Source organism: Muricoccus harenae (genome assembly GCF_009848505.1).
In the GTDB taxonomy this organism is placed as follows: Bacteria; Pseudomonadota; Alphaproteobacteria; order Acetobacterales; family Acetobacteraceae; genus Roseomonas; species Roseomonas harenae.
This window is the reverse complement of sequence record NZ_WWDL01000002.1, coordinates 117,856-143,235: the sequence shown is the minus strand read 5'-3', so window position 1 is coordinate 143,235 and position 25,380 is coordinate 117,856. Positions and strand designations below refer to the sequence as shown.

Annotated in this window: 26 protein-coding genes; 9 read left to right on the top strand and 17 right to left on the bottom strand. The window is 68.4% G+C overall.

What is annotated here, in order from left to right; all coding sequences use genetic code 11:
* Positions 1 to 9 precede the first annotated feature (9 nt).
* Entirely contained in the window at positions 10 to 1,278 is a 1,269-nt protein-coding gene (locus tag GSE44_RS02885; RefSeq protein ID WP_159347134.1) for an MFS transporter, read from the bottom strand.
* Positions 1,275 to 2,042: a glucose 1-dehydrogenase gene (locus GSE44_RS02880; protein ID WP_235924522.1), complete on the bottom strand. Its 768-nt coding sequence runs from the start codon at positions 2,040 to 2,042 to the stop codon at positions 1,275 to 1,277. Before GSE44_RS02880 ends, GSE44_RS02885 begins: the two co-directional genes overlap by 4 nt.
* A 116-nt stretch (positions 2,043 to 2,158) precedes the next feature.
* Here GSE44_RS02880 and GSE44_RS02875 point away from each other — a divergent pair, with 116 nt between their 5' ends.
* Positions 2,159 to 3,061 carry a LysR family transcriptional regulator gene (locus GSE44_RS02875; RefSeq protein WP_235924521.1) on the top strand — a complete coding sequence of 301 codons (903 nt, stop codon included), beginning with the start codon at positions 2,159 to 2,161 and terminating at the stop codon, positions 3,059 to 3,061.
* Positions 3,062 to 3,208: 147 nt separating this feature from the next.
* On the opposite strand, the gene GSE44_RS02870 is transcribed toward GSE44_RS02875, so the two are convergent.
* The 3 genes from GSE44_RS02870 to GSE44_RS02860 all read right to left on the bottom strand — a co-directional run bounded on the left by GSE44_RS02870 (position 3,209) and on the right by GSE44_RS02860 (position 5,015).
* Entirely contained in the window at positions 3,209 to 3,517 is a 309-nt protein-coding gene (locus GSE44_RS02870; protein WP_328799051.1) for a winged helix-turn-helix domain-containing protein, read from the bottom strand.
* Positions 3,518 to 3,533: 16 nt separating this feature from the next.
* The gene (locus GSE44_RS02865; RefSeq protein ID WP_159347132.1) at positions 3,534 to 3,857 is read right to left on the bottom strand and encodes a hypothetical protein; all 324 of its coding nucleotides are present in this window, start codon (positions 3,855 to 3,857) and stop codon (positions 3,534 to 3,536) included.
* Between the two features lie 174 nt (positions 3,858 to 4,031).
* Positions 4,032 to 5,015 carry a LysR family transcriptional regulator gene (locus GSE44_RS02860; RefSeq protein ID WP_159347130.1) on the bottom strand — a complete coding sequence of 328 codons (984 nt, stop codon included), beginning with the start codon at positions 5,013 to 5,015 and terminating at the stop codon, positions 4,032 to 4,034.
* A gap of 146 nt (positions 5,016 to 5,161) precedes the next feature.
* Between GSE44_RS02860 and GSE44_RS02855 the strand changes: the two genes are divergently transcribed.
* Genes GSE44_RS02855 through GSE44_RS02840 form a run of 4 tightly spaced genes read left to right on the top strand, consistent with a single transcriptional unit; the run spans position 5,162 to position 8,809 of the window.
* Positions 5,162 to 5,929, top strand: a complete 768-nt coding sequence (locus GSE44_RS02855; protein ID WP_235924520.1) for a dihydroorotate dehydrogenase electron transfer subunit — start codon at positions 5,162 to 5,164, stop codon at positions 5,927 to 5,929.
* A complete protein-coding gene (locus tag GSE44_RS02850; RefSeq protein ID WP_159347126.1) occupies positions 5,926 to 6,873 on the top strand; it encodes a dihydroorotate dehydrogenase in 948 nt (315 codons plus the stop codon). The genes GSE44_RS02855 and GSE44_RS02850 overlap by 4 nt, the downstream gene beginning before the upstream one ends.
* Positions 6,870 to 8,141: a Zn-dependent hydrolase gene (locus tag GSE44_RS02845; RefSeq protein ID WP_159347124.1), complete on the top strand. Its 1,272-nt coding sequence runs from the start codon at positions 6,870 to 6,872 to the stop codon at positions 8,139 to 8,141. Before GSE44_RS02850 ends, GSE44_RS02845 begins: the two co-directional genes overlap by 4 nt.
* The gene (locus GSE44_RS02840) at positions 8,138 to 8,809 is read left to right on the top strand and encodes an orotate phosphoribosyltransferase (RefSeq protein WP_159347122.1); all 672 of its coding nucleotides are present in this window, start codon (positions 8,138 to 8,140) and stop codon (positions 8,807 to 8,809) included. The genes GSE44_RS02845 and GSE44_RS02840 overlap by 4 nt, the downstream gene beginning before the upstream one ends.
* A gap of 406 nt (positions 8,810 to 9,215) precedes the next feature.
* On the opposite strand, the gene otnC is transcribed toward GSE44_RS02840, so the two are convergent.
* From otnC to ltnD, 4 genes are all read right to left on the bottom strand, one after another.
* Positions 9,216 to 9,848 carry a 3-oxo-tetronate 4-phosphate decarboxylase gene (otnC, locus tag GSE44_RS02835; protein ID WP_159347120.1) on the bottom strand — a complete coding sequence of 211 codons (633 nt, stop codon included), beginning with the start codon at positions 9,846 to 9,848 and terminating at the stop codon, positions 9,216 to 9,218.
* Between the two features lie 14 nt (positions 9,849 to 9,862).
* Entirely contained in the window at positions 9,863 to 10,810 is a 948-nt protein-coding gene (gene denD, locus GSE44_RS02830; RefSeq protein ID WP_159347118.1) for a D-erythronate dehydrogenase, read from the bottom strand.
* Between the two features lie 139 nt (positions 10,811 to 10,949).
* Entirely contained in the window at positions 10,950 to 12,203 is a 1,254-nt protein-coding gene (otnK, locus tag GSE44_RS02825; RefSeq protein ID WP_159347116.1) for a 3-oxo-tetronate kinase, read from the bottom strand.
* A gap of 2 nt (positions 12,204 to 12,205) precedes the next feature.
* Complete coding sequence (ltnD, locus tag GSE44_RS02820; protein WP_159347114.1) at positions 12,206 to 13,114, bottom strand: L-threonate dehydrogenase; 909 nt, start codon at positions 13,112 to 13,114, stop codon at positions 12,206 to 12,208.
* Between the two features lie 220 nt (positions 13,115 to 13,334).
* Between ltnD and GSE44_RS02815 the strand changes: the two genes are divergently transcribed.
* Positions 13,335 to 14,279, top strand: coding sequence for a 3-hydroxyacyl-CoA dehydrogenase (locus GSE44_RS02815; RefSeq protein WP_159347112.1), 945 nt, complete (start codon positions 13,335 to 13,337; stop codon positions 14,277 to 14,279).
* Between the two features lie 72 nt (positions 14,280 to 14,351).
* On the opposite strand, the gene GSE44_RS02810 is transcribed toward GSE44_RS02815, so the two are convergent.
* From GSE44_RS02810 to GSE44_RS02785, 6 genes are read right to left on the bottom strand one after another with little or no spacing between them, the layout of a single operon-like run.
* Complete coding sequence (locus GSE44_RS02810) at positions 14,352 to 15,347, bottom strand: Bug family tripartite tricarboxylate transporter substrate binding protein (RefSeq protein ID WP_159347110.1); 996 nt, start codon at positions 15,345 to 15,347, stop codon at positions 14,352 to 14,354.
* Positions 15,348 to 15,405: 58 nt separating this feature from the next.
* Positions 15,406 to 16,545, bottom strand: coding sequence for a mandelate racemase/muconate lactonizing enzyme family protein (locus tag GSE44_RS02805; RefSeq protein WP_159347108.1), 1,140 nt, complete (start codon positions 16,543 to 16,545; stop codon positions 15,406 to 15,408).
* Complete coding sequence (locus GSE44_RS02800; protein WP_159347105.1) at positions 16,542 to 17,717, bottom strand: mandelate racemase/muconate lactonizing enzyme family protein; 1,176 nt, start codon at positions 17,715 to 17,717, stop codon at positions 16,542 to 16,544. Before GSE44_RS02800 ends, GSE44_RS02805 begins: the two co-directional genes overlap by 4 nt.
* Complete coding sequence (locus tag GSE44_RS02795) at positions 17,714 to 18,712, bottom strand: hydroxyacid dehydrogenase (protein ID WP_159347103.1); 999 nt, start codon at positions 18,710 to 18,712, stop codon at positions 17,714 to 17,716. The genes GSE44_RS02800 and GSE44_RS02795 overlap by 4 nt, the downstream gene beginning before the upstream one ends.
* Before the next feature lie 2 nt (positions 18,713 to 18,714).
* Positions 18,715 to 19,854, bottom strand: a complete 1,140-nt coding sequence (locus GSE44_RS02790; RefSeq protein ID WP_159347101.1) for a mandelate racemase/muconate lactonizing enzyme family protein — start codon at positions 19,852 to 19,854, stop codon at positions 18,715 to 18,717.
* Positions 19,855 to 19,884: 30 nt separating this feature from the next.
* Positions 19,885 to 20,640, bottom strand: a complete 756-nt coding sequence (locus GSE44_RS02785; protein WP_159347099.1) for a FadR/GntR family transcriptional regulator — start codon at positions 20,638 to 20,640, stop codon at positions 19,885 to 19,887.
* A 57-nt stretch (positions 20,641 to 20,697) separates the two neighbouring features.
* On the opposite strand from GSE44_RS02785, the gene GSE44_RS02780 reads away from it, so the two are divergent.
* Positions 20,698 to 21,021 carry an NIPSNAP family protein gene (locus GSE44_RS02780; RefSeq protein ID WP_159347097.1) on the top strand — a complete coding sequence of 108 codons (324 nt, stop codon included), beginning with the start codon at positions 20,698 to 20,700 and terminating at the stop codon, positions 21,019 to 21,021.
* A 64-nt stretch (positions 21,022 to 21,085) separates the two neighbouring features.
* On the opposite strand, the gene GSE44_RS02775 is transcribed toward GSE44_RS02780, so the two are convergent.
* Both GSE44_RS02775 and GSE44_RS02765 read right to left on the bottom strand, forming a co-directional pair.
* The gene (locus GSE44_RS02775; RefSeq protein ID WP_159347095.1) at positions 21,086 to 21,379 is read right to left on the bottom strand and encodes a hypothetical protein; all 294 of its coding nucleotides are present in this window, start codon (positions 21,377 to 21,379) and stop codon (positions 21,086 to 21,088) included.
* 693 nt (positions 21,380 to 22,072) lie between these two features.
* A complete protein-coding gene (locus GSE44_RS02765; protein ID WP_159347091.1) occupies positions 22,073 to 22,864 on the bottom strand; it encodes an IclR family transcriptional regulator domain-containing protein in 792 nt (263 codons plus the stop codon).
* Positions 22,865 to 23,108: 244 nt separating this feature from the next.
* Between GSE44_RS02765 and GSE44_RS02760 the strand changes: the two genes are divergently transcribed.
* Both GSE44_RS02760 and GSE44_RS02755 read left to right on the top strand, forming a co-directional pair.
* Positions 23,109 to 24,404, top strand: coding sequence for a CaiB/BaiF CoA transferase family protein (locus GSE44_RS02760; RefSeq protein ID WP_201305906.1), 1,296 nt, complete (start codon positions 23,109 to 23,111; stop codon positions 24,402 to 24,404).
* The gene (locus tag GSE44_RS02755) at positions 24,401 to 25,378 is read left to right on the top strand and encodes a tripartite tricarboxylate transporter substrate binding protein (protein ID WP_159347089.1); all 978 of its coding nucleotides are present in this window, start codon (positions 24,401 to 24,403) and stop codon (positions 25,376 to 25,378) included. The genes GSE44_RS02760 and GSE44_RS02755 overlap by 4 nt, the downstream gene beginning before the upstream one ends.
* Positions 25,379 to 25,380: the final 2 nt, after the last annotated feature.

The window sequence follows — 25,380 nt, the reverse complement described above, 5'->3', positions numbered from 1 at the left end:
GTGCCCGCATCACCGGGGCTCCTCCGCATGATGCGTGCTTCGCGTTGCGGCCGCGAGGGCGAGAATGGCCGTGAGGCACAGGATGGCGATGGCCGCCATGCCGGGACCGTAGCCACCCATCCGCTGCCACATCCAGGCCATCCCGATCGGCCCGGCCGCCCGAGCCAGGGAACTGGCGGCAGAGAGGACACCGGTGATCGTGCCATAGCCGGCCGTGCCGAACAGGAAGGCGGGCAGTGCGCCGCGCATGATGGTCAGCACGCCATTCGCCGCGCCGTAGAGCAGCATCGCCAGTCCCAGCAACACCGCGCCGCCGCCTATGGTCAGGATTGCGAAGACGGTGCTGAGCAGGGCGAGCGAGCCGAGCGCGATCGTCCGCAGTGACATGCGGCTGCCAAGGGTGAACTCCACGACCCGCCCGGCCACCTGCGCCACACCGACCAGCGAGGCAATGGCCGCAGCCGAAGCACCCGACCCGCGCTCCTGCAGAAAGGGCACCAGATGGACGGCCACGGTGGAACTCGCCACGCCAATGACGGCATAGACGAAGACAAGGCTCCAGAACCGCGGCTGCCGGAGCAGCATGCGCAGCGCCACCGCGCTGGCGACCGGCTGGGTGCCCGGTGACAGCCGGGCGGGCGCCGGTGCGCCCGGTGATTCCGGCGCGGGCGCTGCTGCGCATGGTGATGCCGGGGCGGGCACCGCCGTTGGCATGAGGAAGTGCGGCAGGATGCAGGCGAGGTTCAGCAAGGCGAGGATGCTGCAGGCTTCCCGCCAGCCGAAGTTCTGCACGAGCAGGCTCGTCAGCGGCCAGAACACCGTGCTGGCCAGTCCGCCGGCGAAGGCCACCACCGCGATGCCGCGCCGCGCCGCCTGGGCACCGAAAGCCGCCGTGATGGCAGCGAAGGCGGCCTGGTAGAGCGTGGCTGCCATGGTCGCACCCAGGCCGATCCATACGGCATAGAGCTGCCACGGCATCTCCACCCGCCCGGCGAGCCACAGGCCGAGCCCAGCCGCGAGAGAACCCGCCGTCATCACGCGCCGCGCGCCCAACCGGTCAAGCAGCAGACCGACCAGCACCGCCGCCCCCGCCTCGGCCAGCAGCCCAGCGGAGAAGGCGCCGACCACCAACTCCACGCGCCAGCCCCTTTCCGAGACCATGGCCGGCATCAGCACGGAGAAGGCGTAGAACAGCGATCCCCAATGGATCACCTGCGTCACCGCCAGCGCGGCGGCCACGCGCCAGGGCAGGGCCGGCGTCCCCGATTCCACGCTCACAGCCCGCCAGTCACCCGAAGTACGGCACCCGTGGTGTAGGAGGCCGCGTCCGAGAGCAGCCAGAGCACCGCCTCTGCCACCTCCTCCGGCTGGCCCACGCGGCGCATCGGCACGCGCGGGGCGACGCGGGCCGGCCTGTCCGGATCGCCCGCCGCGGCGTGAATGCCGGTCTGCACCGTGCCCGGCGCCACGGCGTTCACGCGGATGCCCTGCTCTGCCACTTCTCGTGCGAGGCCCAGGGTGAAGCTTTCCACCGCGGCCTTGGTCGCGGCGTAATGCACATATTCCCCCGGGCTGCCGGTCACGGCCGCGACCGAGGAGATGTTGACGATCGAGCGGCCCGGCGCATCCGGCCGTGCGGCGAAACGCCGCAGGGCCTCCTGCGTGCAGAGCATGGTGCCGGTGAGGTTCACCTCCACCACGCGCCGCATCGCCACTGCCTCCAGCTCCACGAAGCGGCCAAGCGGGCCGGTGATGCCGGCGTTGTTGACGAGTGCATGGAGCGGTCCGAGCGCCGCTTCCGCTGCATCGAAGAGGCGCGGCAACTCGGCCTCTGCCGACATATCCGCCGGGACGCAGAGGGCATGGCCGCCGGCGGCTTCGATCTGCCGCACCACCTCCCGTGCAGCCTCGGCGTCATGCCGGTACCCGATGCAGACGCCATAGCCGGCCTCCGCCAGGCGCCGGGCCGTGGCCGCCCCGATGCCGCGGCTGCCGCCGGTGACGATCACGGCGCGCCGCGGCATTTCAGGGGGTACTTGCATCAGGGCCCTCAACTCTCCCGGCCGGCACGAGAGGCGCCGGAAACTGGCGCAACAATGGGGCCATAGGCCGCGCCGGCAGAAGAATAAGTTTTCAATGCGCTGCATTCGGATAACTTATGCCTATGCCTCTCCCTTCCCTCACACTGCGGCAGATGCGGACCTATCTCACGGTGGTCGAGACCGGCAGCGTCTCCGCCGCCGCGCGTGTTCTCGGCATGACCCAACCCGCGGCGAGCCAGCAACTGCGGGAGATGGAACGCCGCACCGGCGTGCGCCTGCTCGAGCGCGCCGCGGGACGCTCGCTGCCGACGGCGGCGGGACAGGCCGTGATCGCGCCCGCGCGCCGCGCCCTGGCCGCGGCGGAGGATGTGGAAGCGGTGGCCACGGCGCATCGGGACGGGCAGGCCGGGCGGGTCCGCCTCGGCACGGGTGCGACGGCCTGCATCCACCTCCTGCCGCCCGTGCTCGCCGCCGTACGTCGCCGACTTCCGGCCCTGGAGCTGACGGTCACCACCGGCAACACGCCAGAGATCGTGCGCCGCATGGAGGATGGCGACCTCGACGTTGCGCTGGCGACGCTGCCGGTGCCGCGCAGCCGGTCGCTGCTCATCACGCCGTTGCTGACGGATGCGCTGGTGGCCCTGCTGCCGGAGGCTGCGGCGCCACCCGGCACCGGGGCGATCGGCGCCTCCGCCCTCGCCCGGGTGCCGCTCATCCTCTACGAGTCCGGGGGCACCATGCGCGGCCTGATCGATGCCTGGTTCGCCCGTGCGGGGGTGACGCCACGCCTGGCGATGGAACTGGGCAGCATCGAGGCCATCAAGGGGCTGGTCGGAAGCGGCCTCGGCGGCTCGGTGCTTCCCGCCTTGTCCGCCGGCCCGGCGGTGCCGGGAGCCGTGTGGCGGCCGCTGCGCCCCAGCCTTTCACGCCGGCTTGGCATCATCTTACGGAAGGAGAAGACCCGCGACCGCGGGCTGTGGTTGCTGGTGGAGGAACTGGAGCGGCTGGCGGAGCGCTGAACCGAGCTTCCCACCGCGCTGCCATGCGGCCCAAGCCGACGCCGTGCGAAGTCCGCCCATCCCTCTTCGAATGATGGCGCCGCCGCTGAAGCATGGATCCTGTCATCAGTCCCGCATGAGCACACCGGCTGGACTGCCGGTGCCGCGTCAGTCCTGGGCGCCTGCCCCCAGTTCCGGTACGGCATCCACCGGCTCGCGCGCCACTCGCCGTTGGCCCGTATCCCGGATCACCTCGGCGGGCTCCGTGAGGATGTAGTTCAGGCCGCGCCTAGTCTTGATCAGCATCGGCTGGGACGCGTCACGCCCGAGCTTTAGGCGCAGGCGGAGGATCAGCACGTCGATGCTCCGGTCATACACCTCCTGATCATGCCCGCGGGTCGCCGCCAGAAGCTGCGCGCGGCTGAGGATCTGCTGCGGGGCGCGCAGCATCGCCCCCGAGAAGGTTGAACTTCCCACGGGTGAGCCGCAGCGCCTATCGACGCATCGTCGTCAGCGACGAGGATGTGGGAGGTCGGCATCTCTGTATTCCTGACTGCTGCGTGACCCGGTCCGCCCGGTGCCGGCCCGGTGATTCGCCGAGGCGCCTGGACTGCAGCGGCTTCGGAAGGACATCGCGAATGAAGTTAGACTTGCTGCGCAGGATGGCGCTGGTGCCCTCGGGCCGTGTCATCAGCATGATGGGCAGGGCCGGGCGCAGGGAGTGGGCCGTGAAGGAGAGCGCATCGGGATCGGTGAGGAGGCCGGATCGCAGCCGCGATGCGTCACGCTGCAAGGATGCGTTCTGCAGATCGGTCATCCGGAGCGCACATAGGACGCGCTCATGCGGCATCTCATTCGGCGTTCCCGCGCGCAGCAGCAGGAAGGTCCGCATAAGCACCGGTGGATGCCGACCGAGTTCGCCGCGGCCACGCTTTCCGACATCTGACGGAGGCTCCCGGCTGGCAGCGGCTTCATGACAGCTGGCCGGGCCCTACCGGCTCAGGCGGCGTGCAACCCCGCCTCGCTTGTCGCCCGGCAGGGCCAGGTGTTCCATCACCTCCGTCAGCTGCTCGGCAAAGGCCGCGGCCGCGGCGGGGAGCGTGGTTTCGGCCCGGGCATAGAGCCCCAATTCGCTATGCACGAAGGAGCGGCCCTGCTGGAGGGGCACATGCATCAGCCGCCCCGCCTCCAGCTCCGTTTCCAGCCCTGCCCGGGTCATGAAGGTGATGCCCAGGCCGCGCAGCACCATCTGCTTCAGCAGCTCCACGGAGCCGGCTTCGTACTGCACGTGCAGCCCCGTGCCGCTCCGCTCCAGCAGCGCCTCGATCTGCTCGCGATTGGCGAAATTGCCGCGGGGCAGGATCAGCGGCATGCCCGCGCAATCCGCCAGGCCGATCGAGGCCCGCCCGGCCAGGGGGGAATCCGGCGGGACCACCGCCCCCAGCCGCAGGCGCACGACGGCGAGCTGCCGGAGCCCGGACCGTCGCCGAACCTCGAAGGCGAGGCCCAGATGGGCACTGCCGGACAGGATGGCGTCCGGGATTTCCGCGCTGCCCAGGATGCCGGTGCTGAGCGTAATCCCGGGCCGCCGGGCCCCCAGCGCCGCCGCCGCCTCTGGCACCACGCGGTGGCAGAGCCCTTCCAGCGTCACCAGCTCTACATGGCCCGTGCGCAGCCCCTGCAGCCCGTCCAACTCGGACCGCGCACGCTCCGCATCCTGCAGCACCGTCATGACATGCTGGGCCAGCACCTCGCCCACGGCAGTCAGGCGCAACCCGCCCGGCAGGCGCTCGAATAGCCTGGCGCCGAGTTCCTCTTCCATCTTCAGCACCTGACGGTTCACGGCGGATGAGGCGACGTTCAGCCGCCGCGCGGCCTCGCGGATGGAGCCTGCGCGGCGTACCGCGTCGAAATACTGGATGCCGGGGGCGTGGATGCGCAGGCCGCGGGAGCGGGGAAGCCGGGGTGATGCCATATCGGCATCAGCTTGCGCGAAAATCTCTGCTTTTGCGAGTGGCCAAGCTGGCCTTCACTGTGCGCTTACGCAGGATTCCTCCCATTCCCCAAGTCGCTTCCCCGTCCGAGCCGACCGAAACCGGAGCCGCCTCCCAGCTTGCGGAGGTGCTGTCGCACCGGGCGGTGAATGCCGAGTACCGCCATCTCGTCCTCCGCTGCGGCGCGCCGACCTGCCACGCCCTGCCCGGCCAGTTCTTCCAGCTCCTCTGTCCCTCACCGCCCGGGGAGGCACCCTTCCTGCGGCGCCCGATGAGCCTCTACGGGGCCGATGCGGCAGCTGGGACGGTCGAGTTTCTCTACAAGGTCACGGGCGCCGGCACCCGCGGCCTTGCCATCCTTGCGACGGGTGATGCCTTGGACGTCTTCGGTCCGCTTGGCCATGGCTTCACCATCGACTCGGCTTGGCACCATGTCGTCGCCATCGGACGTGGGGCGGGGCTGGCCACCCTGGCGCCTCTCGCCGGAGCCGCAGGAACGAGGGGCATAGGCGTAACGGCCCTCCTCAGCGCGCGCCGGCCGGATCTGGTCGTCTCCGACACGCTTTTCCGCGAACATGGGGCGCAGGTCCTCACTGTTACGGACCAGGAGGGCACGAGCGGACCCGCCCATGTGGAGCGCCTGCTGCGCGGCTTGATCGCCGAAGGGCGGTGCGATGCATTCTTCACCTGCGGCTCCGCCCGGCTCCTGCGCGTGCTGCAGCGCCTGGCGCGGGAGTTCGGCATCCCTGGCCAAGTGGCGCTGGAGCAGCAGATGGCCTGCGGCCTGGGCATGTGCTTCTGCTGCGTGCGGGACTTCCATTCGGGTGACGGGATCGTCCACAAGCGCGTCTGCTGGGACGGCCCGGTCTTCGATCTGCTGGAGGCGGTGGCATGACCGAGATGAGCGTGCGGATCGGCAGCCTGACCCTGGCCAATCCGGTGATGCCGGCCTCCGGCACCTTCGCGGAAGGGCTGGCCCGCGCGGCGGATCTGAACCGGCTGGGCGCGCTCGTCACCAAGACGATCACGCGGGAGTTGCGCGCTGGCAACCCGCTGCCCCGGGTGGCGGAGACGGTGGGCGGGATGCTCAACGCCATCGGCATCCCCTCCAAGGGCGTGCCCTATTTCCTGGAGCATACGCTGCCGCTGATGGGAGCCTTTGCGCCGCCGCTCGTCGTCAGCATCTCCGCACCCACGGCGGAGGGTTTCGCCAGCCTCGCTGCGGAGGTGTCGGTGCCCGGGGTGGCGGCGATCGAGGCGAATATTTCCTGCCCGAACATCGAGGAGGACGGACGCGCCTTTGCGATGCGCCCCGGCTCGACCGAGGCGGTGATCCGCCAGATCCGGGCCGCCACGGCACTACCCCTTTGGGCAAAGCTCACCCCCAACACGGGCGAGGTGCCGGAGGTGGCGCGTGCGGCCGAGGCGGCGGGGGCAGATGCATTGGTGGTTGCCAACACCATCCTGGCGATGTCCGTGGACCTGGCGAGCTTCCGTCCTCGCCTGGGCAATGTGATGGGCGGCCTCTCCGGGCCCGCGATCAAGCCGATCGTGCTGCGTCAGGTCTATCAATGTGCCCGTGCCGTCCACATTCCGGTGATCGGCTGCGGCGGCATCTCCACCGCGGAGGACGCTGCGGAGTACATGATCGCCGGGGCCACGGCCGTGCAGGTGGGCACCGCCACCTTCCTGCATCCGGGAGCGATGGAGGCAGTGATCGACGGCCTCTCCCGCTTCTGCGCCGCGCGCGGCATCGTTCGGGTCGCCGAGCTGACTGGCGCCCTGAAGCGCGAAGAGACGGACGAGGCCGAACTCGAATGGGCGGAGCCACCCACATGAGCGCGACCCTCGCCCCCGCGCCTGACCGCGCCTTGGCTGAACGCCTTTTTTCGCGCCTGGCCGAGGCGACCGGTGATGGCGTCGGCATCACCCGGGAAAGCTACGGCGCCAGTGAATCGCTTGCCCTCGACATCATCGAGGCGGAAGCACGCGCCCAGGGGCTGGACACCGCGCGCGACGCCGGCGCCAACCTGGTCGTCACCCTGCCGGGACGCGACCCGTCCCTGCCCGTGATCGCCTGCGGCTCCCACCTCGACTCGGTGCCTCAAGGCGGCAATTTCGATGGAGCGGCCGGGGTGATCGCCGGCCTCATGGCCTTGTCCCGCTTCCGGGCTGAAGGCTTCGTGCCGAAGCGCGGCATCACGCTGATGGCCCTTCGCGGCGAGGAGAGCGCCTGGTTCGGCCGTGCCTATATGGGCTCCGCCGCGCTGTTCGGCCGTCTTTCGGCGGAGGATCTCGCCACCCCCCATGTTGCTACCGGCCGCCCGCTGATCGACTGCATGCGCGATGCCGGGGTGGATGTGGAACGCGTGGCGCGTGCGGAAAAGCTGCTGGATCCGGCCAGGATCGCCGCCTGGCTGGAGATCCATATCGAACAAGGCCCGGTGCTGGTGGCGCGGGACCTGCCGGTCGCCATCGTCACCGGCATCCGGGGCAACATCCGCCACCGCTCGATCGAATGCATCGGCGAGGCCGGGCATTCCGGCACCATCCCGCGCTGGCTGCGGCGCGACTCGGTCTTCGCCACCGCCGAACTGATCACCCGGCTGGACCGCCACTGGCGGACCCTGCTGGAACGCGGGCGCGATCTGGTGGTGACCAGCGGAGTCATCGGCACCGACCCGGCGGAGCACGCCCTGGCCCGCATCCCGGGCCGACTCCGCTTCTCCATGGAGGCGCGCAGCCAGAGCCCGGAGACGCTGGAGGCCTTCTATGACCTCTTCCTTTCCGAGTGCGCCGGCATCGGGGAGGAGCGGGGAGTGGAGTTCCGTCTCGACCGGCGTCTTGATTCCGCGCCCGCGCGGATGGATGAAGGCTGGATCGCACGTTTGCGGGCCGGGTTGCGCGAGATGGGCCTGCCGGACGAGCCGATCCCGAGCGGCGCGGGCCATGACGCCGCGGTCTTTGCGCAGGCGGGCATCCCCAGCGCGATGATCTTCATCCGCAACCAGCACGGCTCCCACAACCCGCGGGAGGCGATGGAGATGGAGGACTTCCTCATCGGCGCCGAACTCCTGCGACGCACGCTGCGCGAGGCCGCGGCATGACCACGCCCGGCGAAGCCATGGCCCGGCTGCTGCTCCAGGCCGGGGCCGTGCAGGTGAGCGACGGCCAGCCCTTCATCCTCGCGGCCGGCTGGGCCAGCCCGGCCTATGTCGATTGCCGGCTGCTGATCGGTGAGCCGCGCCTGCGCCGCGCCGCCACCGCGCTGGCCGCCGAGGCCATCCGGCGCGACTTCGGCGCCGCCTTGCCCGATGCGATCGCAGGGGCGGAGACCGCCGGCATCCCCTGGGCCGCCTGGTTGGCCGAGGCGCTGGACCTGCCGCTGCGCTATGTCCGCAAGCGCCCGCTGGGCATCGGCCGCAACGCTCAGGTGGAGGGCGGCTCGGTGGAGGGCCAGCGCGTGCTGCTGGTGGACGACCTGATGACGGATGGCGGCAGCAAGGTCGCCTTCGCACGCGGGCTGCGCTCGGCCGGGGCACATGTGGACCACGCCCTCTGCCTGTTCCACCACGGCACCTTCCCCGGCGGTGCGGAGCGGATGGAAAAGCTGGGCCTGACCCTGATCGCCTTGGCGAGCTGGCGCGATGTGCTGGCCGTGGAAGACGGCCTACAGCCGGCGGCGCGCGCGACGTTGGAGCAGTTCCTGGCCGATCCCGTGACCTGGTCGGCCGCGCATGGGGGCCGCGCCACCCTCGCCAAGCCTGCCCTGTGAGCAGGGCCCGGCGTGTAAGGAGACACGCTTCACCGCGCTCCACCGGCCGACGCGATGCACTGGCATGAGGATGGCACGATGAAGCACCGCATCGTGGCGCGCCTGCTTGCGACGGTGTCGGCTGCTTCCTTCCTGCGCGGCGCTGCCGACCACGCCTGAGATTGACCGCCTCTGCCTCGACGATGGCGGCCTGCATTGATCGGGGGCCGCTAGAGCCATCCGTCACGCCAGCCGCGCCGACCGCAGCGCTGCCGGCCATGCCCCCCCCCCTGAATGCCGTAGCTGGCGCGACGGCAGGGGCTTCGTGGTGAGGGGCGCCGCGCGACCTCTACGCCGAACGGCTCCACCGCGGCGGCCGAATTCACTGGTTAGCGCCGCACCGACGTTCAAACCGCAGCAGCCATTGTCAGCTGAAGGTGCGAAGCAGATCTTCCACCTGCTCCTGCGTGAGCTCGCGCGCGCTCTGGCCGCGCAGCAGCAAGGCCAGCTTTGCAGCTTCCTCCAACTCCTCCGCCGCATAGACGGCATCCGTTAGCGACTTGCCGGATACGACGGGCCCATGGTTTGCCAGCAGCATGGCCCGGGCCTGCTTGGCGGCGGCGTGTATCTCCTGCTCCATTGCCGCGTCACCGGGACGGTAGTAGCGGATAACAGGCAACCTTCGCCCCACACGCATGACGAAGTAGGGCGTCAGCGGTGGGATCGGCCCGGCGTCCTCCGTGCCCGCCAAGCAGGCGATGGCGGTGGCATGGGTGGAATGCAGATGCACCACCGCCCCTGCTTCCGGCCGCGCATCCAGTACGGCGCGATGCATGAAGACCTCTTTCGAGGGCTTGTCGCCGCCCACATGATTCCAGCCCAGGTCGAGCTTGCTGATCCGCTCGGCTTGCAAACGGCCCAAGGACGAATTCGTCGGCGTCATCAGATATCCATCCGGCAGGCGGACGCTGATGTTGCCGGCGCTGCCGACGGAGAATCCCCGTGCGAACAGGCTGGCGCCAAGTTCGACGAGAAGGCCGCGCAGCTCGGATTCATTCATCGCTTCACTCCCAGTCACCGGACGAACTCATCCTTGTACTGCCGCACCACCGCATCAAAATCGCCATCGCGGGTGAAGCCGAGGGCCAGGGTACGGGTGACATCGAAGTCGCCAGGCCAGGAGCAGACGATGTCGATGATCCGCTGCTCCGGTTCCAGGCTGACCAGCTTGCGCGCCGCGGCTCCACCCACCCGCTCCAGGCTGGCGAGCATGTCGGCCACGGTGACGCAGATGCCGGGCAGGTTCAGCGTGCGCCAGGAACCGATGCGCGCGCCATCCACCGCGATGGCATGGACCAGATTCGTCACCACCACGTCTGGCGAGGCGAGCCACATCCGCGTCTCCGGCGGCACCGGGCAGTTTGCGGGGACGCCCGCCAGCGGTTCGCGGATGATACCACTTGCGAAGGATGAGGCTGCAGAATTGGGTTTCCCAGGTCGCACCACGATCGTCGGCAGACGGCAGGCGCGGCCGTCGATGAAGCCCTTGCGGGAATAGTCGTTGACCAGCAGCTCCCCGATCGCCTTCTCCGCGCCATAGGAGGAAGAGGGAAGCACTGCCATACTGTCCGGCACCACCTCCGGCATCTCGCCGCCGAAGACGGCGACGGAACTGGCGAAGACGAAGCGCGGCGCATGGCCCGTGGCGCGTGCTGCCTCCAACAATGCACGGGTGCCGTCGACATTGACCCGCATTCCCAGATCGAAATCCTGCTCCGACTGGCCGCTCAGCACCGCCGCCAGATGAATAACGCCAGCCGTATCGGGTCCCACGACACGCCGCGCGAAAGCAGGATCCGCGATATCCCCGGTCAGTGACGTGACGCGCGGATCCTCCACGGGGCATGGGGCTAGGTCCACGGAGACGATACCGTCGAAGGCTGGAACACCGCTTTGCGCCAACAACGCGCGGATGACACGGCTGCCAAGGAAGCCGCCCCCGCCAGTGACAATGATCTTCATGCACGTTTGCTCCCTGGCTCTCGCTGCTCGCCGCAATCTCGAATGGCGGCCTGAGCAGCGTGGCATTGAAAGGACCGATACGACCGCGAGCGCTGCCCGAAGGTCGCCATGGGCAGATTGCCGACAGTGGCAGGCATATTCAGGAGGCCAGGACCTGCGCCTCGAAGAAGAAGCGCTCCTGCCCGAAATTGCCGGATTTCAGCGCCAGTGACAGCGGCTTGTCGACCGCACGCACCCAGGGCACCCCCGGCGCGATCTGCGGCCCAATATGGAATCCACCGATCCCGAGGGATTGGGTAATGACACCGGAGGTCTCGCCGCCGGCCACGATGAACTGGTTGAAGCCCGCCGCCTCCAGTCTCAGGGCGAGCGTGCCGAAGAGGCGTTCCACCGCCGCGCTCGCCTCGGCAGCGCCAAAGCGGGTCTGTAGCTCCTTCAACTGCCCCGGCTCCGTCGTGGCGTAGACGAGCGGGGCCGGGCCATCGGCAGGCTGTGCCGCCGTCCAGGTGGCCAACTCCTCGGCATAGCCAGCATCGGAGAGGCAGCGCTCCACTTCCACTGCGACCGCGGGCGCGGCGGCGCGATAGGTGGCCACCTGCGCGTTGGTCATCTGTGAGCAAGAGCCAGACAGGATCACCGCGCGGCCCCTGGCCGGCCGGCCTTCGGCGGCGGCCGCCTCGGTATCGGCGGCCCTGCCCCAGGCCCGCGCCATGCCGTCCGCCAGCCCCGATCCGCCGGTGACCAGCCTCATCCGCGCCACCGCCTGGCCCATCGCCAACAGATGAGCATCATTCAGGGCATCGAGCACGGCATAGCGGACACCCTCGTTCCGCAAGGCCGTGAGCGCCGTGCCGACCGCTTCCGCTCCTTGGTCCATGACGTTGCTGGGCACGTTTCCGGCTTTGCCCCGAGACTGCGCCTCCATCAATCGTATGAGGTTGCTGTCGGTCATGGGCGTGACCGGATGGTGGCGCATGCCGGACTCTTCCAGCGGCACGCCATTCACGAAGAGATAGCCGTTGTAGATGGTGCGCCCGTTCACCGGCAGGGCTGGGCACACAACGGTGAAATCCTCGTCCAGCGCCCCCAGAAGCGCATCCGTTACCGGCCCGATGTTGCCGCGCGGCGTGCTGTCGAAAGTGGAGCAATACTTGAAGTAGTACTGCGGGCAACCGCGTGCCCGCAGCCATTCGAGCGAGGCCAGGCTTTGCGAGACCGCCTCCTCCACCGGGCAGGAACGGGTCTTGAGGCTGATCACCACCGCATCCACCTGCAGCTGCAGTTCGGCCCGGGGGACGCCATTGAGCTGCACCGTGCGCAGTCCGTTTGCAACCAGAAAGCCCGCGATGTCGGTTGCGCCGGTGAAATCGTCGGCGATGACGCCCAGGCGCATGCTCATTTCTCCGTCACGCCGGGCAATTCGATGCCGGCAAAGGTCTTGATGACCGCCGCGTCGTCCTCGCGCCCGAAGCCGGCGTTGCTGGCATTGGCGAACATGGCATAAGCGGTACTCGCCAATGGCAGCGGGAAGTTCAGCGAAAGTGCCGTCTCCGTCACCAGCCGCAGGTCCTTCACGAAGATGTCCACGGCGGAATGCGGCGTATAGTCGCCTTCGACCACGTGCTTCATGCGGTTCTCGAACATCCAGCTGTTGCCGGCGGCGTTCGTGACGACCTGGTACATGGTGTCCAGCGGAATGCCGGCGCGTGCCGCGAGCGCCATGGCCTCGGCCCCCGCGGCAATGTGCACGCCAGCGAGAAGTTGGTGGATGATCTTCACCGTGGCGCCGAGACCGATTTCGCCGCCGATCTCATAGACCTTGCCTGCCACGGCATCGAGCACCGGCCGCAGCCGTTCGAAAGCAGCAGGCGGGCCGGCGGCCATGACGGTCATCTCGCCGGCTGCAGCCTTGGCGGCGCCGCCGGACACCGGTGCATCCAGCATCAGCAGGCCCATTGGTTCCAGTTCTGCGGCGATGGTGCGGGAATCCGAGGCGGAAATTGTGGCGGAGACCATGACCCCGGTGCCAGGCCGCAACTTCGCCGCCAGCCCGGCCGGCCCGAACAGCACATCGCGGCACTGCGCGGCGTTCACAACAAGCAGCAGAACCGCATCCAGTTCGCCGGCAAATGCCCCCGCATCCGCCCCGCTGGCCTCCGCCCCCGCCTCCTCCAGGGTGCGGCAGGCGACCGGGTTCAGGTCCAGGCCATAGGTGACGAGCCCCGCGGCAATGCAGGATCTTGCCGCCCCCATGCCCATGGAACCGAGACCGACCACGCAGACACGGTACCGATTGCTGCTCATGCGAACGCCCTCGATGTGAACGGCACTATCGTCAACGGAGGATACCGCCGCTACGACACGCCGTCATCGCAGGGGAACACCAAAACGGCAGTTGGCGCCAGCCGCTCGAACCGCCCTGGGCGAGTGCGGGCCCGGCAGTGCCGATGGAAGGTGCTGGAGGATAACGCTAGCCTGAGGCGGTTTCCGAGCAGGGACGGAATCGGAGGAACGGAACCGTCGCATGAACAGAATCGCCGTTGTCGGCTGTGGCCTGGTCGGGGGCTCCTGGGCCCTCGTCTTTGCTCGGGCGGGCCTTGATGTGGTGCTTTACGACCCGTCGCCCGCTTCGGTTACCGCCGCGCTGGATCTCGCGCGCGCCGCGGCCCCCATGCTGGCCGGCCAGGGTTTGCTCAACGGCCAGACGCCGGAGCAGGTGCTGCGGAGGATGCGCAGCGCCGGAAGCCTGGCCGAGGCGGTGGCGGATGCCGATTATGTTCAGGAAAGCGCGCCCGAACGGCTTCCGATCAAGCAGGCTCTTTACCGGGAGCTTGCCCCGCTGGCGAAGCCAGGGGCGATCCTGGCCAGTTCCACCTCGGGGCTGCCGGCCTCCTCCTTCACCGCCGATATCGAGGGGCGCGAGCGCTGCCTCGTCTCCCATCCGATCAACCCGCCACATCTGATCCCGCTGGTGGAACTCGTCCCGGCCCCCTGGACCTGTCCGGAGGTGGTGGACCGCACGGAAGCGCTGATGCGCCAGGTGGGCCAATCGCCGATCCGCCTGAGCCGCGAGGTCCGGGGTTTCATCGCGAACCGCCTGCAGAGCGCCGTGCTGGCCGAGGCCTTCCGGCTGGTGGAAGACGGGATATGCGATTCGGCAGCCGTGGATGCGGCCATGGCGGACGGGCTCGGGCTGCGCTGGTGCTTCATAGGCCCGTTCGAGACGATCGACCTCAATGCCAAGGATGGCCTGGCGGACTACTGCGCAAAACTCGGGCCCATGTATTACGATCTGGCCAGGGAGCAGGCGAATCCACGTGCCTGGGGCGACGCCTTGGTGGCGAAGGTTGAGGCTCAACGGCGCGAGCAACTTCCGGCTGCGGCGCTGGAGGCCCGCAAGGCTTGGCGGGACCGCATTCTTGTTGCCCTGATCAAGGCCAAGCGCCTCGCACTTGGACAGACGGCTTGAAAAGTGCGGGGCGAAAGGTGCGGGCTGCAGGGGGCCGGCCGCAGCAGGGTGAGCCGGCCCCTGCGTAACCGGTTATTCGGGCCGGATGTTGTGTTCCCGGATAACCGCCCCCCAACGTTGGCGATCGGCCCCGATCTGGCGGAGGAAGTCCTCCCGCGTACCACCCAGGCGTTGCAGACCGTTCTCCGTAAAGCGGCGCTGCACCTCAGGCGTCTGCATGGCGCGGTTCAGCTCAGCATTCCATCGCTCCACCATCGGCTCCGGCGTGCGACCGGGCACCACCACGCCGAACCAGCTCGGGATGACGAATCCCGGTAGCCCGTCCTTCGAGATGACGGGCAGGTTCGGCACAAGCGGTGAGGCCTCGGCCGCGCCATAGGCCACGGCCCGCAACCCGCCATCGCGAATCTGGCCCATGAATTCCGGCATGTTGCCGAACATGACGTCCACGCGGCCGGTCGAAATGTCGAGGATGGCCGGGGCGCCGCCACGGTAGGGGACTTGGGTGATCTGCCCGCCGGTGAGCGCCGCGAACAGGATGCAGGAGAGCTGCTGGCTAGAGCCTGCGCCAACCGTCGCGCAGGTCGTGGTGCGGGAACGATCCTTGGACAGCTGCGCCAAGTCCTTCCAGCTGCGGATCGGCGAGCGGGGTCCAGTGACGAGGATGTTGTAGACGGAAGCGATGTTGACGACCGGAACAAGGTCCTTGTCCACGTCATAGGGTAGTGGCTGCATCTGCGGCGTCACCGTCAGGATGCCCATGGAGGCGAGCAGGATGGTGTGCCCGTCAGGCGCGCTTCGCGCCAGCTCCTGCGCCGCAACCACGCCGCCGCCGCCGGTGCGGTTCTCCACCACCACCTGCTGACCGATCTGCTTACCGAGCTGCTCGGCCAGGATGCGGCCGATCAGGTCAGAGGTACCGCCCGGGGCGAAGGGGTTGAGGAAGCGAACATCGCGGGTAAAGGCCGGGTCGGCGGCGCGTGACTCTACAGGGGCGAAGATGGCCGCGGCGGCGAGTGCGGCGGCGGCGAGGTTGCGGGCTATGCCGCGCCTGTTGGTATCGGTCATGGAGTCCTCCTTGTGTTTCGCGCCGCCCTCGTTCCGGGGCAGTCATCGGGAACAGGTCTCACACGTAGCCGGGGCCCTCGATTGCGGGATGGGCCCGCAGCCATTCTTCATCCAGCTCTATGCCGATACCGGGCGCCTCGCTCGGGCGAACGCATCCGTCGGCGCCGATCCGCCATGGCTCGCTGACAAGCGCATCCCGGAAAAGGTTTCCGCGCGATACGTCGGCTTCGAAGTAACCGGCATTGTCGATCGCGCAGAGAAAGTGGATCGTCGCGGCCTGGTTCAGCCCCGTCATCGAGCTGTGCGGATGCACCGGAATCTTGTGCGCGGAGGCAATGGCGGCGATCCGCAGCGCCTCGGTGAGGCCGCCGCATTTCGAAAGATCCGGCTGCCAGATACCGATGCTGTCATCCGCCAGGAGCGGTGCGAATTCGAAGCGGGTGAAGTGGTTTTCCCCCGCCGCCAGCGGCGTGCGGCCATAGCTGCGGGCCTCGCGATAGGCGCGGTGGTCATGCGGGGGAAAGGGCTCCTCCAACCAGCCCATCGAGAGCGCATCCATCGCCGGCATGACGCGGCGGACATCCGCGAGGCTGTAGGCCGTGTTGGCATCGGCCAGGATGTCGATGCCCTCGCCGAAGGCGTGCCGCACCGCTTCCATGCGCGTGATGTCATTTCCCACCGTGTCGCCGATCCGGAGCTTCACGGCGCGGTAGCCGGCCTCGATATGCGGCCGCGCCTCCTCCACCAGCTCCGCAGGCGGTTGGTAGCCAAGCGCGACGCCGCCCGCATAGGCTGGCACAGCCCGGGAGGCGCCGCCGAGCAGGCGATACAGCGGCAGACCCACCGCCTTTCCGCGGATATCCCATAGCGCCATGTCGAGCCCGGACATTGCGAGGGCGCAGCCCGCGCCCATGCCGTGGCTGGCGAGCTGGCCGCGATAGATGCGGTTCCACACGCCCACCGTGTCGGTGGCCTCCATGCCGACCACAAGCCGGCGCAGCGTGGTTTGCAGCAGCGCAGCGACGGCCGTGTGGGCGCGGCCGTGATGGCTTTCGCCCCAGCCCACGATTCCGCTCTCAGTGGTGACTTTCACCACCACTGCGTCACGCTTCACCGCACGGCCGACGCCGAGGGAGACACCACCTCCCTCGGGAACCGGGAAGGAGGTCGGGAAGGCCTCGATGGATGCGATCCTCATGCCGCCCTCCCCTGCCCGTACTGTTCCAGGAAGGATTCCCGTACGGTGATCCCGAGCCCAGGGCGGTCCGGGATGGCCACGTGACCGTCCTCCACCGGGAAGGATTCCTCGATCAGGTCGTGCAGCATCGGATTATGGCCGAGCGAGTATTCCAGGATGAAGCCCGCGCTCTGCGTCGCTGCCAGATGCAGCCCCGCCGCGAAGGCGGGTGCGCCGGACCAGAGATGTGGGGCCAGCCGCAGGTTGAACGCTGAGGCGAGGGCGGAAATCCGCAGCCCCTCCGTCAGCCCCCCCGCGATGGCGAGATCGGGCTGCAGCACATCAGCTGCCCGCAACTCGCAAATCTCGCGGAAGTCGTGGCGAGTGAACTCGCTCTCGCCGGCGCTGATCGGGACGGCGGAGGAACGGCGCACCTCGGCCATGCCGGCCTTGTCATCTGCGCTGACCGGCTCCTCGAACCAGAACAGGTCGCAGTCCTCGACCATCCGCGCGAACGCCCGCGCCTCGGCGACGGTCCAGGTGCCATGCGCATCCGCCATCAGCCGGATGTCAGGCCCGAGCGTCACCCGCGCCGCCCGCACCCGCGCCGCCGAGCGCGCGGGGGAGCCATCCATCACACCGACCCGCATCTTCACCGCGCGGAAGCCGGCCTTGTCGCAATAGCCTTGAAGCTGTGCACCGATATTCGCGGCATCCGCCCAGCCGCCCGAGGCATAGGCCGGCATGCGCTCGACCCGCTTGCCACCCAGCAGCCGCCAGACTGGCACGCCGAGCGACTTGCCCAGGATATCCCATAAGGCGACATCCACGCCCGCCAAGGCAGAAATGGAAAGTCCGCGACGCCCGACCTGAGGCAGCGCATAGCCTCCGGCAACGGCGTATCCTTCGCGCGGTGTGTTGTACATCACGTCCCAAAGGCGGGAGATGTCGCGCGGATCCTGCCCCACCAGCAGCGGCGCGTAATCGTCATTCACGATGGCGGCGAGGCCGGCGCAGGCGGCGGCGCTGCCGACACCGGCCTTCGCCTCGCCCCAACCGGTCAGGCCGCATTCGGTATCCACCCGCACGATGACGGAGTCGAAGGTGGGGACGCGGCCGAAGTCGCTGGTGTGCTGACGCTCATAAGGGATGGGAACACGGCACCAGGTGGCGCGGACACGGGAAATCCTCATGCGGCATTAACCTCCTGGACCGGATGGCCGAGCAGGTCGCGACGCCTGCGCGATGCCTTCCAGGCCTCTGGATTGATGAAGGACCGGGGGCGCCCGCCGGCCAGGATCCGCACCACCTCCTCGGCGGCACCCACGCTCATGCGCTCCACCGCCTCGCCGCTCAGCCCCGCGGCATGCGGAGTGAGCAGCACGTTGGGGAGACTGCGCAGAGGATGGCCCGTTGCGAGTGGCTGCTCGTCGAACACATCCAGCGCCGCGCCTCCGATCCGCCCGTCGCGCAAGGCATCCACCAGGGCAGTGCCATCGACCACCGGCCCACGCGCGAGGTTGAGGAGCCAGGCCCCCGGCTTCATCAGGGCGATCCGAGCGGCCGAGGCGAGGCCTCGTGTCTCCGGCGTCAGCGGACAAGCCAGGGCGATGAAGTCGCTTTCGGCGAAGATGCTTTCGAGATCGGCATAGGCGATGCTGGGGGGGAGCGCGCTCGCATTGCGCCGGTAGCCGAGCACGCGCATGCGGAAGCCCGCCCCTGCAATCTCCCCCAATCTCGTCCCGATGGCCCCGACACCGACGACTCCGAGGGTGCGGCCGCGCAGCTCGAAGGCGGTGGAGGTGCGGGTCCGCGCGCGGTCCCAGCCATCCGTCAGCAGGGCGGCATGCATGGCCTGGGCGCCGCGGGCGATGGCAAGCATCTGCGCCACGGCGAATTCTGCGACGGAATCCGCATTGGCGCCCGGCACATTAGCCACCAGCACGCCGTGGGTCGTGCAGTCCTCTACCGGGATCATGTCCACGCCCACACCCTGCCGCACCGCTGCGAGCAGGCGAGGCGCGCGGGCGGAGAGGTCGTCAGGCAGCTTGCGCCGTACCACCACCGCATCCGCGCGAGCGAGCAGAGGCCCAAGACCGTCTGCCCCGGGCAGTTCCACCTGATGTCCGGCGGCGCGAAGCACGGCCTCGCCGCTCGGATCGATGGGGTCAGTCAGCGCGACCAGCATGCTCAGGCCACCTTGTATTGCGCGAGGATGTCGAGATCGACCTCGATGCCGAGACCGGGGCCATCCGGCACGCGCACGATGCCACCGCGCTGGACGATCGGGTCCTTCGCGAGATGATCGCGCAGCGGGTTCGGCGTCTGCTCGAATTCCAGCATGGGCGGCATCGGCCGGAAGGCTGGAGGCGTATCCGGAAGGGCGGCAAGGAACTGCACCGTCGCCGCCAGCCCGATTGCAGAGCCCCAGGCATGCGGCACGCATTCCACCCCATGTGCCGATGCCATGGCGGCGATCTTGCGGCATTCGCTGATCCCACCGGCAGCACAGACATCGGGCTGCACGATGTCCATCGCCTTGCGCGCGATCACGTCGCGAAAGCCCCAGCGGGTGAAGTCGTTCTCCCCGCCGGCCACGGCCATGTCGAGCGCGCGCGTGACCTCGACATAGCCGTCATGATCCTCAGGGCTGATGGGCTCCTCGAACCAGAGGATGTCCAGCTCTTCCATGGCACGGCCCAGGCGAATGGCCTGCGGCACGGTGAAGCAGTGGTTGGCATCCACCGCCAGCTTCACTCCGGGCCCAATCGCCTCGCGTACCGCGGCAACGCGCCGCAGGTCCAGCTTCGGATCGCCCAGCCCGATCTTCATCTTGATGGCGCGGAATCCTTGGGACGCGTAGTCCTGCGCTTCCTCCACCGCTTCCTCGACCAGCCTGTTCATGTCGATGAAGTACAGGCCGGTGGCATAGGCCGTGACCTCGGTGCGATGCGCTCCGCCAATCAGCTTGTGGACCGGCTTGCCAACAGCGCGGCCCATGATATCCCACAGCGCGATGTCGATACCCGACAGCGCGGCGATCGTCATGCCGGTCAGGCCGTAATCCTTGATGCGGTTGTACAGGTCCTCCCATACCACCTCGACATCGAAGGGGTCGCGGCCGATCACCCTTTGACGATACTGGGTCTCGATGATGGTCTTGTTGACCGCGGCGGGGCCGTAGCATTCGCCCCAGCCGGTGATGCCCTCATCGGTCTTGACCTCGACGATGCAGGACGCGCGCGTGGTGTAGAGCCAGCCGCGCGCCGAGGTGAAGGGTTGCTCCACCTTGGATTGCAGCACATGGCAGATGACGTCGGTAACCTTCATTCTTGTTGTTTCCCCCTCGTGGGCGACGCGTCATTCTCTTCGTGCGCGGCGCTCCAGCAATTCGATCCAATAACTCTCAACCCCGCGCAGATGCCCGCCCATTGCGGCTTCGGCACGGTCGGAATCACCAGCCTCCACCGCATCGCGCATGGCCCTGTGCTGGGCCTGGGAATGCGGCGCCCGCGTGCCGTCGGCGAAGTAATGACGGCGACGGTTGCGGGACATGAGGTAGAAGGCGTTCACCACGCGCAGGAAGACGTGGTTGCCGGTGGCTTCCACCATGGCGAGATGGAACGCTGCATCATTGTCGGCCAGGTTCTCCCCGGCGGCGATGGCCCGGTCGCCATCGGCCAGAATGGCGTCCAGTTGGGCGATGTCGTCCTCGTCACGGCGCTCGGCCGCCAGACGCATCGCCTGCATCTCGAGGATGCGGCGTAGCTCCACCACCTCGCGCACCTCCGCCTCGGTGAGCGGAATGCCGAGCTCGGCCTGCAGCACGATGGCTTCGATGGAGCCCTGCTTCTCGACAGGGCGCAGATAAATGCCGGAATTCGGGCGCCGCCCGACCATGCGGAGCGTCTCGAGCACCGCCAGTGCCTCCCGCACGGCACCTCGGCCGACGGCAAAGCGTTCGGCCAGTTCCCGCTCGGACGGCAGGCGGTCCCCGGGCTCGAGGCGGCGCTGCGCAATGAAGGATAGCAGGCGGCCGATCAGATTGGCCCGCTCGTCCAGGACGGGGGCTGCGCCCTCGGAGATGTCACTTTGACGGCCGCGAGAATTGGTCATACCAGATTGGTATTACCAGAATAGGCGGGGCGCAAGAGCCTTTCCGGGGGAGGATCGATGATCGTCGAGGAACGCATCTACACGCTGCAGGCAGGACAGGCGGGCGCCTATATCGCCGCCTACGAGGCGGAGGGCATGGCCATCCAGAAGCCCATCCTCGGCCGGATGGTGGGCTATTACGCCACGGAGTTCGGACCGTTGAACCAGGTGGTGCATATGTGGGCCTATGAGGACCTGGCGGAACGCACCGAGCGCCGCGCTCAGCTAATGGCGGATCCGGCCTGGCGGGCCTATGCCGCCAAGGTGCGCCCGATGGTGCTTTCGCAGGAGAACAAGCTTCTGCTGCCGGCGCCGTTCATGCGAGTCGCCTGGCAGGAGTAGCGGCGCCCCACGGTCCTGCAGCTAGGCCGAGCTGTTGGCAAGCGCCCGAAGTGGGGGGCCTGCCTCACTCCTCGTTCGCAAGCAGCCGTTCGAAGTGTTCGCAGTCGCAGGCGGCGCAGCCCTGGTCATAAGGCGTGCCATGCGGGCAGTCATCGGGCCGATAAGAGCCAGGGCTGTCGTAATCGCCTTCCAGAAACGCCCGGATTCCGGCCCTCAGCCGCTCCACCTCGCCGACAGCGATCGCGGCCAGCTCCTCGGCTGCGTCGCACTCCTCCCAGAATTCCACCCCGCTCTGGCGAAACCACTCCTGGAAGGCAGCTGCGAGGTTCCTGACCTCGACCCTGGTGTGGTCGCTCATCTGCCCTCCCCCCCGAGGTAGGCATCATCGCCCGTCCGGACCGACTCGGCCAGCCATCACGGCATTGTCGTGATCCAGCGTTGCCCTGCGGTGACAGCGACGACTCAGAAGAAGGAGGGCGTTGCGCGGCCGGAGCATCGTGGACCGGCGGGGCAGCTGCATCGCCCTCCTGGGATGCGCTTACAGGGGCAACCCTTTTCATCCCTTCCCTTTTCGTCCCTTCGGACATGTCGCCGCAGCCTGAACCTGCGCCCTTACTGGTGCCCCCAGGCGCGGTCCACACGGGGAACCGCGATGCACATTCACACGCACCGCTCACCAGAGACCTTCCATGGCCAGATGCCGCCTCAATCCATCCAGGCGCCATCACCCTGTCGGCGGCCGGGGCCATGGACAAGGCTGATTGTCATCCTTGACAGGTATCGGCGGAACCAGCGGGCCGCGGCCGAGTTGGCGGCACTGGACGACCGCACGCTTACAGATACAGATGTTCGATCGACACCCTTCGACATGGCGCGGATCCGTCGGGCTCCTCTGCCCTTGGCTCTCGGCTATCGCTGACGGGGCGGCAGGCTGGGCCAGCCCGACGAGGTGGACCGGCTCACGGACCCAGCCGAAGCTGAGTTTAGCCGATCTCCCGATGCCGGCCGCGGCGCTACGATCAGGACGGGATGGGAGATTGCTCTCAGCAGGTTAGGCCGCATGGCTGAGGCCCGCCACGGCGGCGCCGAGTTCGGAGGCCGCCTCGCGCAGCACCGGCAGCAACCGTTCGACGACCGCCGCCTGATCAATCGCATCGCGCAGGTACATCAGGTTCAGTGACGCCGCCGCGACGCCGCTGGCCAGGACGGGCACGGCGATGGCGCTGGCCATCCCGCCATACTCCCGGGATGCATAGGCTTCATCCATCGCGGCATAGCCGGCCGCGCGGATGGCGGCAAAATCCTTCGCTGCCCGGGCAGGGTCATGGGCCGGGGCGTTCCACGGCTCCGGCGAGCGGGCCGCAAGGGCCAGTGCGCGCTCGCGATCTGCTTCGCCGCAGAAGGCCAGATAGGCGCGGCCCAACGAGGTGGCGAAGACCGGCGCGCGGAAGCCGGTGCGGCGTTCGAAAAGGAAGCGCCCCTCGCCGCGGCTGGTATGGGCGACAACCATGGCATCGCCGTCGAACACGCCGACGTCAGATGGCCATCCGACAACCGCGCGTAGCCGCGTCAGAACTGGCGTGGCCAGGATGCCGATCTCGCGGTGGAGGACATAGCCGGCGCTAAGCTCCAGCGTCTTTCCGGTGGGCAGATAGACCGGCTGCTGCGGGTGGCGGATGACAAAGCCCGCATAGATGAGCGTCTCGAGCATGCGTACCACCGTCGGCTGGTTAATGCCGGTAAGGCGATGGATATCCTTGACCCCGGCCGAGGGCAGGCGGTTGACCGCACGCAGCACGTCAAGCCCACGCATGAGTGCCGTCACCGGATCATAGGAGGGCATGGCGCGCTGTCTCTTTCGATTGTGGACGCGATTTCCGGGTTCTCATCCACGGAGTCCCATGCCACAGTGTAGTTGAAATGCAATTTCATGAGTTGAAATTGCGTCCAAGCAATACGGTCCGAATGGATCGACGTCCAGAGCGGATTGGCGGCCAGAACAACAGGGCAGGCCAGGCCGAGCAGGTTGGAGGAGGCGGCGGAATGACTGCATCTGCCCTGATGGCGCCGCTCTGCGCCCGTCAGACGTGACCGGGGCGTTTCCTCCGGACCCTGCGCAGGCGGGCTCCCTATCGGGGCTGAAGGTGCTCGACCTGTCGCGCGTGCTGGCTGCACCGTGGGCAACGCAGATCCTCGGCGATCTCGGTGCGGAAGTGCTGAAGATCGAGCAGCCCGGAAATGGCGACGACACCCGCGGCTGGGGCCCGCCCTTCCTCGAGGACGGGTCGGCCCGGCCGGACGCCGCCTATTATTTCTGCGCCAACCGCAACAAGCGCTCGGTCGCCATCGACTTCTCCCGACCAGAAGGCGCGGCGCTGGTGCGCCGGCTGGCCGCGGATGCCGATATCCTTGTGGAGAACTTCCGCACCGGCGGCCTCGCAAGATACGGGCTGGACGCGGCCTCCCTGCTCGCTGCCCATCCGCGGCTGATCTACTGCTCAATTACCGGCTTCGGGCAGACCGGCCCCTATGCGGCACGCGGTGGCTACGACTTTCTAATCCAGGGCATGAGCGGGCTGATGAGCATCACCGGCCGCCCGGAAGGCGAGCCGGGCGAAGGGCCGATGAAGGTGGGCCTTCCGGTCAGCGACCTGTTCACCGGCCTCTATGCCACGGTTTCGATCCTGGCCGCGCTGAACCACCGCAGCCGCAGCGGCGAGGGGCAGCATATCGACTGTGCGCTTCTCGACAGCCAGGTGGCGCTGCTGGTGAACCAGGCGATGAACTACCTGGTCGGGGGCGCCGTGCCGCGCCGGCTCGGCAATGCGCATCCCAATGTGGTGCCCTATCGCGACTTCGCGGCGAGCGACGACTACATCCTGGTTGCCTGCGGCAGCGACAGCCAGTTCCGCGCGCTCTGTAGCCTGCTTGGCCGGGATGACCTGGCGACGGATCCGCGCTTCGGCACCAATGCCGGCCGGAACAGGGACCGCCGCAGCCTGGAGGTCGAGCTTGCGCGCTCCATCGCGCCGTGGCGTGCGGCCGACTTGCTTGCGGCAATGGAGAAGGCGGGCGTGCCGGGCGGGCCGATCAACTCGGTGGACCAGGTGCTCGAGGATCCACAGATTGTCGCGCGGGAGATGCTGCGCGTGATGCGGCGGGACGATGGCACCAATGTGCAGGTGATCGCCTTCCCCGCGCGGCTTTCGCGCAGCCCCGCCTCCTACCGCCTCGCGCCGCCGCGGCTCGGCCAGGACACGCGCGCGGTGCTGGCGGCGGAACTGGGTCTTGCCGCAGACGAGATCGACCGGCTGCTCGCGGCCGGGGTGGTCGCGATGGCCGATCCGCACGGACGGGACGAGACAAAGGAGCCGGCAGCATGAGCATCCTGGATCGTCGCATGCTGCTGGGGACCCTCACCTCCCTCGCGGCCGCACCCGCTGCATTCGCCCAGGCGGCGCCCTGGCCCGTTCGGCCCATCCGCCTCATCATTCCCTTCCCGCCCGGCGGCCCCACCGACATCGTCGCCCGCGTGCTGGCAGAACGCATGTCCCGCACGCTGGGTCAGCCGCTCATCATCGAGAACCGCCCCGGCGCAAACGGCAATATCGGCAATGACGCCGTCGCGAAGGCCGAGGCAGATGGTTACACGGTGCTCTACAACACCTCCTCTATCGCCTTGAGCCCGGCGATCTACGCCAAGCTCCCCTATGACGCGCAGCGCGACCTAGCGCCGGTGGTGCAGACCGCGACGATCCCAATGGTACTGGCGGTGAACCCCTCCGTGCCCGTCCGGGACGTCAGGGGCTTCGTCGAGCATCTGCGGGCTCGGCCCAATGCGCTGTCCTATGGTTCCTCGGGGACCGGCAATGTCACGCATCTCACCGCCGTCATGCTGCTGCGCTCGCAGAGGCTGGAGGCGGTGCATGTGCCCTATCGCGGCAGCGCGCCGGCGCTGATCGACGCGATATCCGGCCAGGTGCAGTTCGTGACCGACACGGTGAATTCCGCCCTGCCGCTGATCCGCGAAGGCAAGCTGCGCGCCCTTGCGGTTACCAGCTCCAAGCGCCTTGCCCCGCTGCCGGATGTGCCAACCATTGCCGAGACGCTGATCCCCGGCTTCGAGGCGGGCGCCTGGCAGGGCATCATGGTACCGGCCCGGACGCCGCGCGCCGTCATCGACCGGCTGAATGCCGCGGCCATGGAGGCGCTGGCCGACCTGGCCGTGCTGGCGAAGCTCGCCGAGCAGGGTACCGAGCCGCTCGGCTCCACCCCCGATGAGTACGGGCGCATCCTGCGCGACGAAACCGTGCGCTGGGGCCGCGTGATCGCCGAGAACGGCGTGAAGCTGGACTGAGC

Excerpts from the sequence above, each read along its gene's own strand:
- GSE44_RS02765 (WP_159347091.1), bottom strand. The coding sequence starts at position 22,864 with ATGCCCTCCTATGATCCGGTGACGGCACTCATGCGTGGGCTTGACGTG.
- GSE44_RS02850 (WP_159347126.1), top strand. The coding sequence starts at position 5,926 with ATGACCGAGATGAGCGTGCGGATCGGCAGCCTGACCCTGGCCAATCCG.
- GSE44_RS02800 (WP_159347105.1), bottom strand. The coding sequence starts at position 17,717 with ATGAGGATTTCCCGTGTCCGCGCCACCTGGTGCCGTGTTCCCATCCCT.
- GSE44_RS02790 (WP_159347101.1), bottom strand. The coding sequence starts at position 19,854 with ATGAAGGTTACCGACGTCATCTGCCATGTGCTGCAATCCAAGGTGGAG.
- otnC (WP_159347120.1), bottom strand. The coding sequence starts at position 9,848 with ATGAATGAATCCGAGCTGCGCGGCCTTCTCGTCGAACTTGGCGCCAGC.
- GSE44_RS02875 (WP_235924521.1), top strand. The coding sequence starts at position 2,159 with ATGCCTATGCCTCTCCCTTCCCTCACACTGCGGCAGATGCGGACCTAT.
- ltnD (WP_159347114.1), bottom strand. The coding sequence starts at position 13,114 with ATGAGCAGCAATCGGTACCGTGTCTGCGTGGTCGGTCTCGGTTCCATG.
- denD (WP_159347118.1), bottom strand. The coding sequence starts at position 10,810 with ATGAAGATCATTGTCACTGGCGGGGGCGGCTTCCTTGGCAGCCGTGTC.
- otnK (WP_159347116.1), bottom strand. The coding sequence starts at position 12,203 with ATGCGCCTGGGCGTCATCGCCGACGATTTCACCGGCGCAACCGACATC.
- GSE44_RS02845 (WP_159347124.1), top strand. The coding sequence starts at position 6,870 with ATGAGCGCGACCCTCGCCCCCGCGCCTGACCGCGCCTTGGCTGAACGC.
- GSE44_RS02805 (WP_159347108.1), bottom strand. The coding sequence starts at position 16,545 with ATGAGGATCGCATCCATCGAGGCCTTCCCGACCTCCTTCCCGGTTCCC.
- GSE44_RS02785 (WP_159347099.1), bottom strand. The coding sequence starts at position 20,640 with ATGACCAATTCTCGCGGCCGTCAAAGTGACATCTCCGAGGGCGCAGCC.
- GSE44_RS02865 (WP_159347132.1), bottom strand. The coding sequence starts at position 3,857 with ATGACCGATCTGCAGAACGCATCCTTGCAGCGTGACGCATCGCGGCTG.
- GSE44_RS02815 (WP_159347112.1), top strand. The coding sequence starts at position 13,335 with ATGAACAGAATCGCCGTTGTCGGCTGTGGCCTGGTCGGGGGCTCCTGG.
- GSE44_RS02795 (WP_159347103.1), bottom strand. The coding sequence starts at position 18,712 with ATGCTGGTCGCGCTGACTGACCCCATCGATCCGAGCGGCGAGGCCGTG.
- GSE44_RS02860 (WP_159347130.1), bottom strand. The coding sequence starts at position 5,015 with ATGGCATCACCCCGGCTTCCCCGCTCCCGCGGCCTGCGCATCCACGCC.
- GSE44_RS02775 (WP_159347095.1), bottom strand. The coding sequence starts at position 21,379 with ATGAGCGACCACACCAGGGTCGAGGTCAGGAACCTCGCAGCTGCCTTC.
- GSE44_RS02840 (WP_159347122.1), top strand. The coding sequence starts at position 8,138 with ATGACCACGCCCGGCGAAGCCATGGCCCGGCTGCTGCTCCAGGCCGGG.
- GSE44_RS02880 (WP_235924522.1), bottom strand. The coding sequence starts at position 2,042 with ATGCAAGTACCCCCTGAAATGCCGCGGCGCGCCGTGATCGTCACCGGC.
- GSE44_RS02755 (WP_159347089.1), top strand. The coding sequence starts at position 24,401 with ATGAGCATCCTGGATCGTCGCATGCTGCTGGGGACCCTCACCTCCCTC.
- GSE44_RS02810 (WP_159347110.1), bottom strand. The coding sequence starts at position 15,347 with ATGACCGATACCAACAGGCGCGGCATAGCCCGCAACCTCGCCGCCGCC.
- GSE44_RS02780 (WP_159347097.1), top strand. The coding sequence starts at position 20,698 with ATGATCGTCGAGGAACGCATCTACACGCTGCAGGCAGGACAGGCGGGC.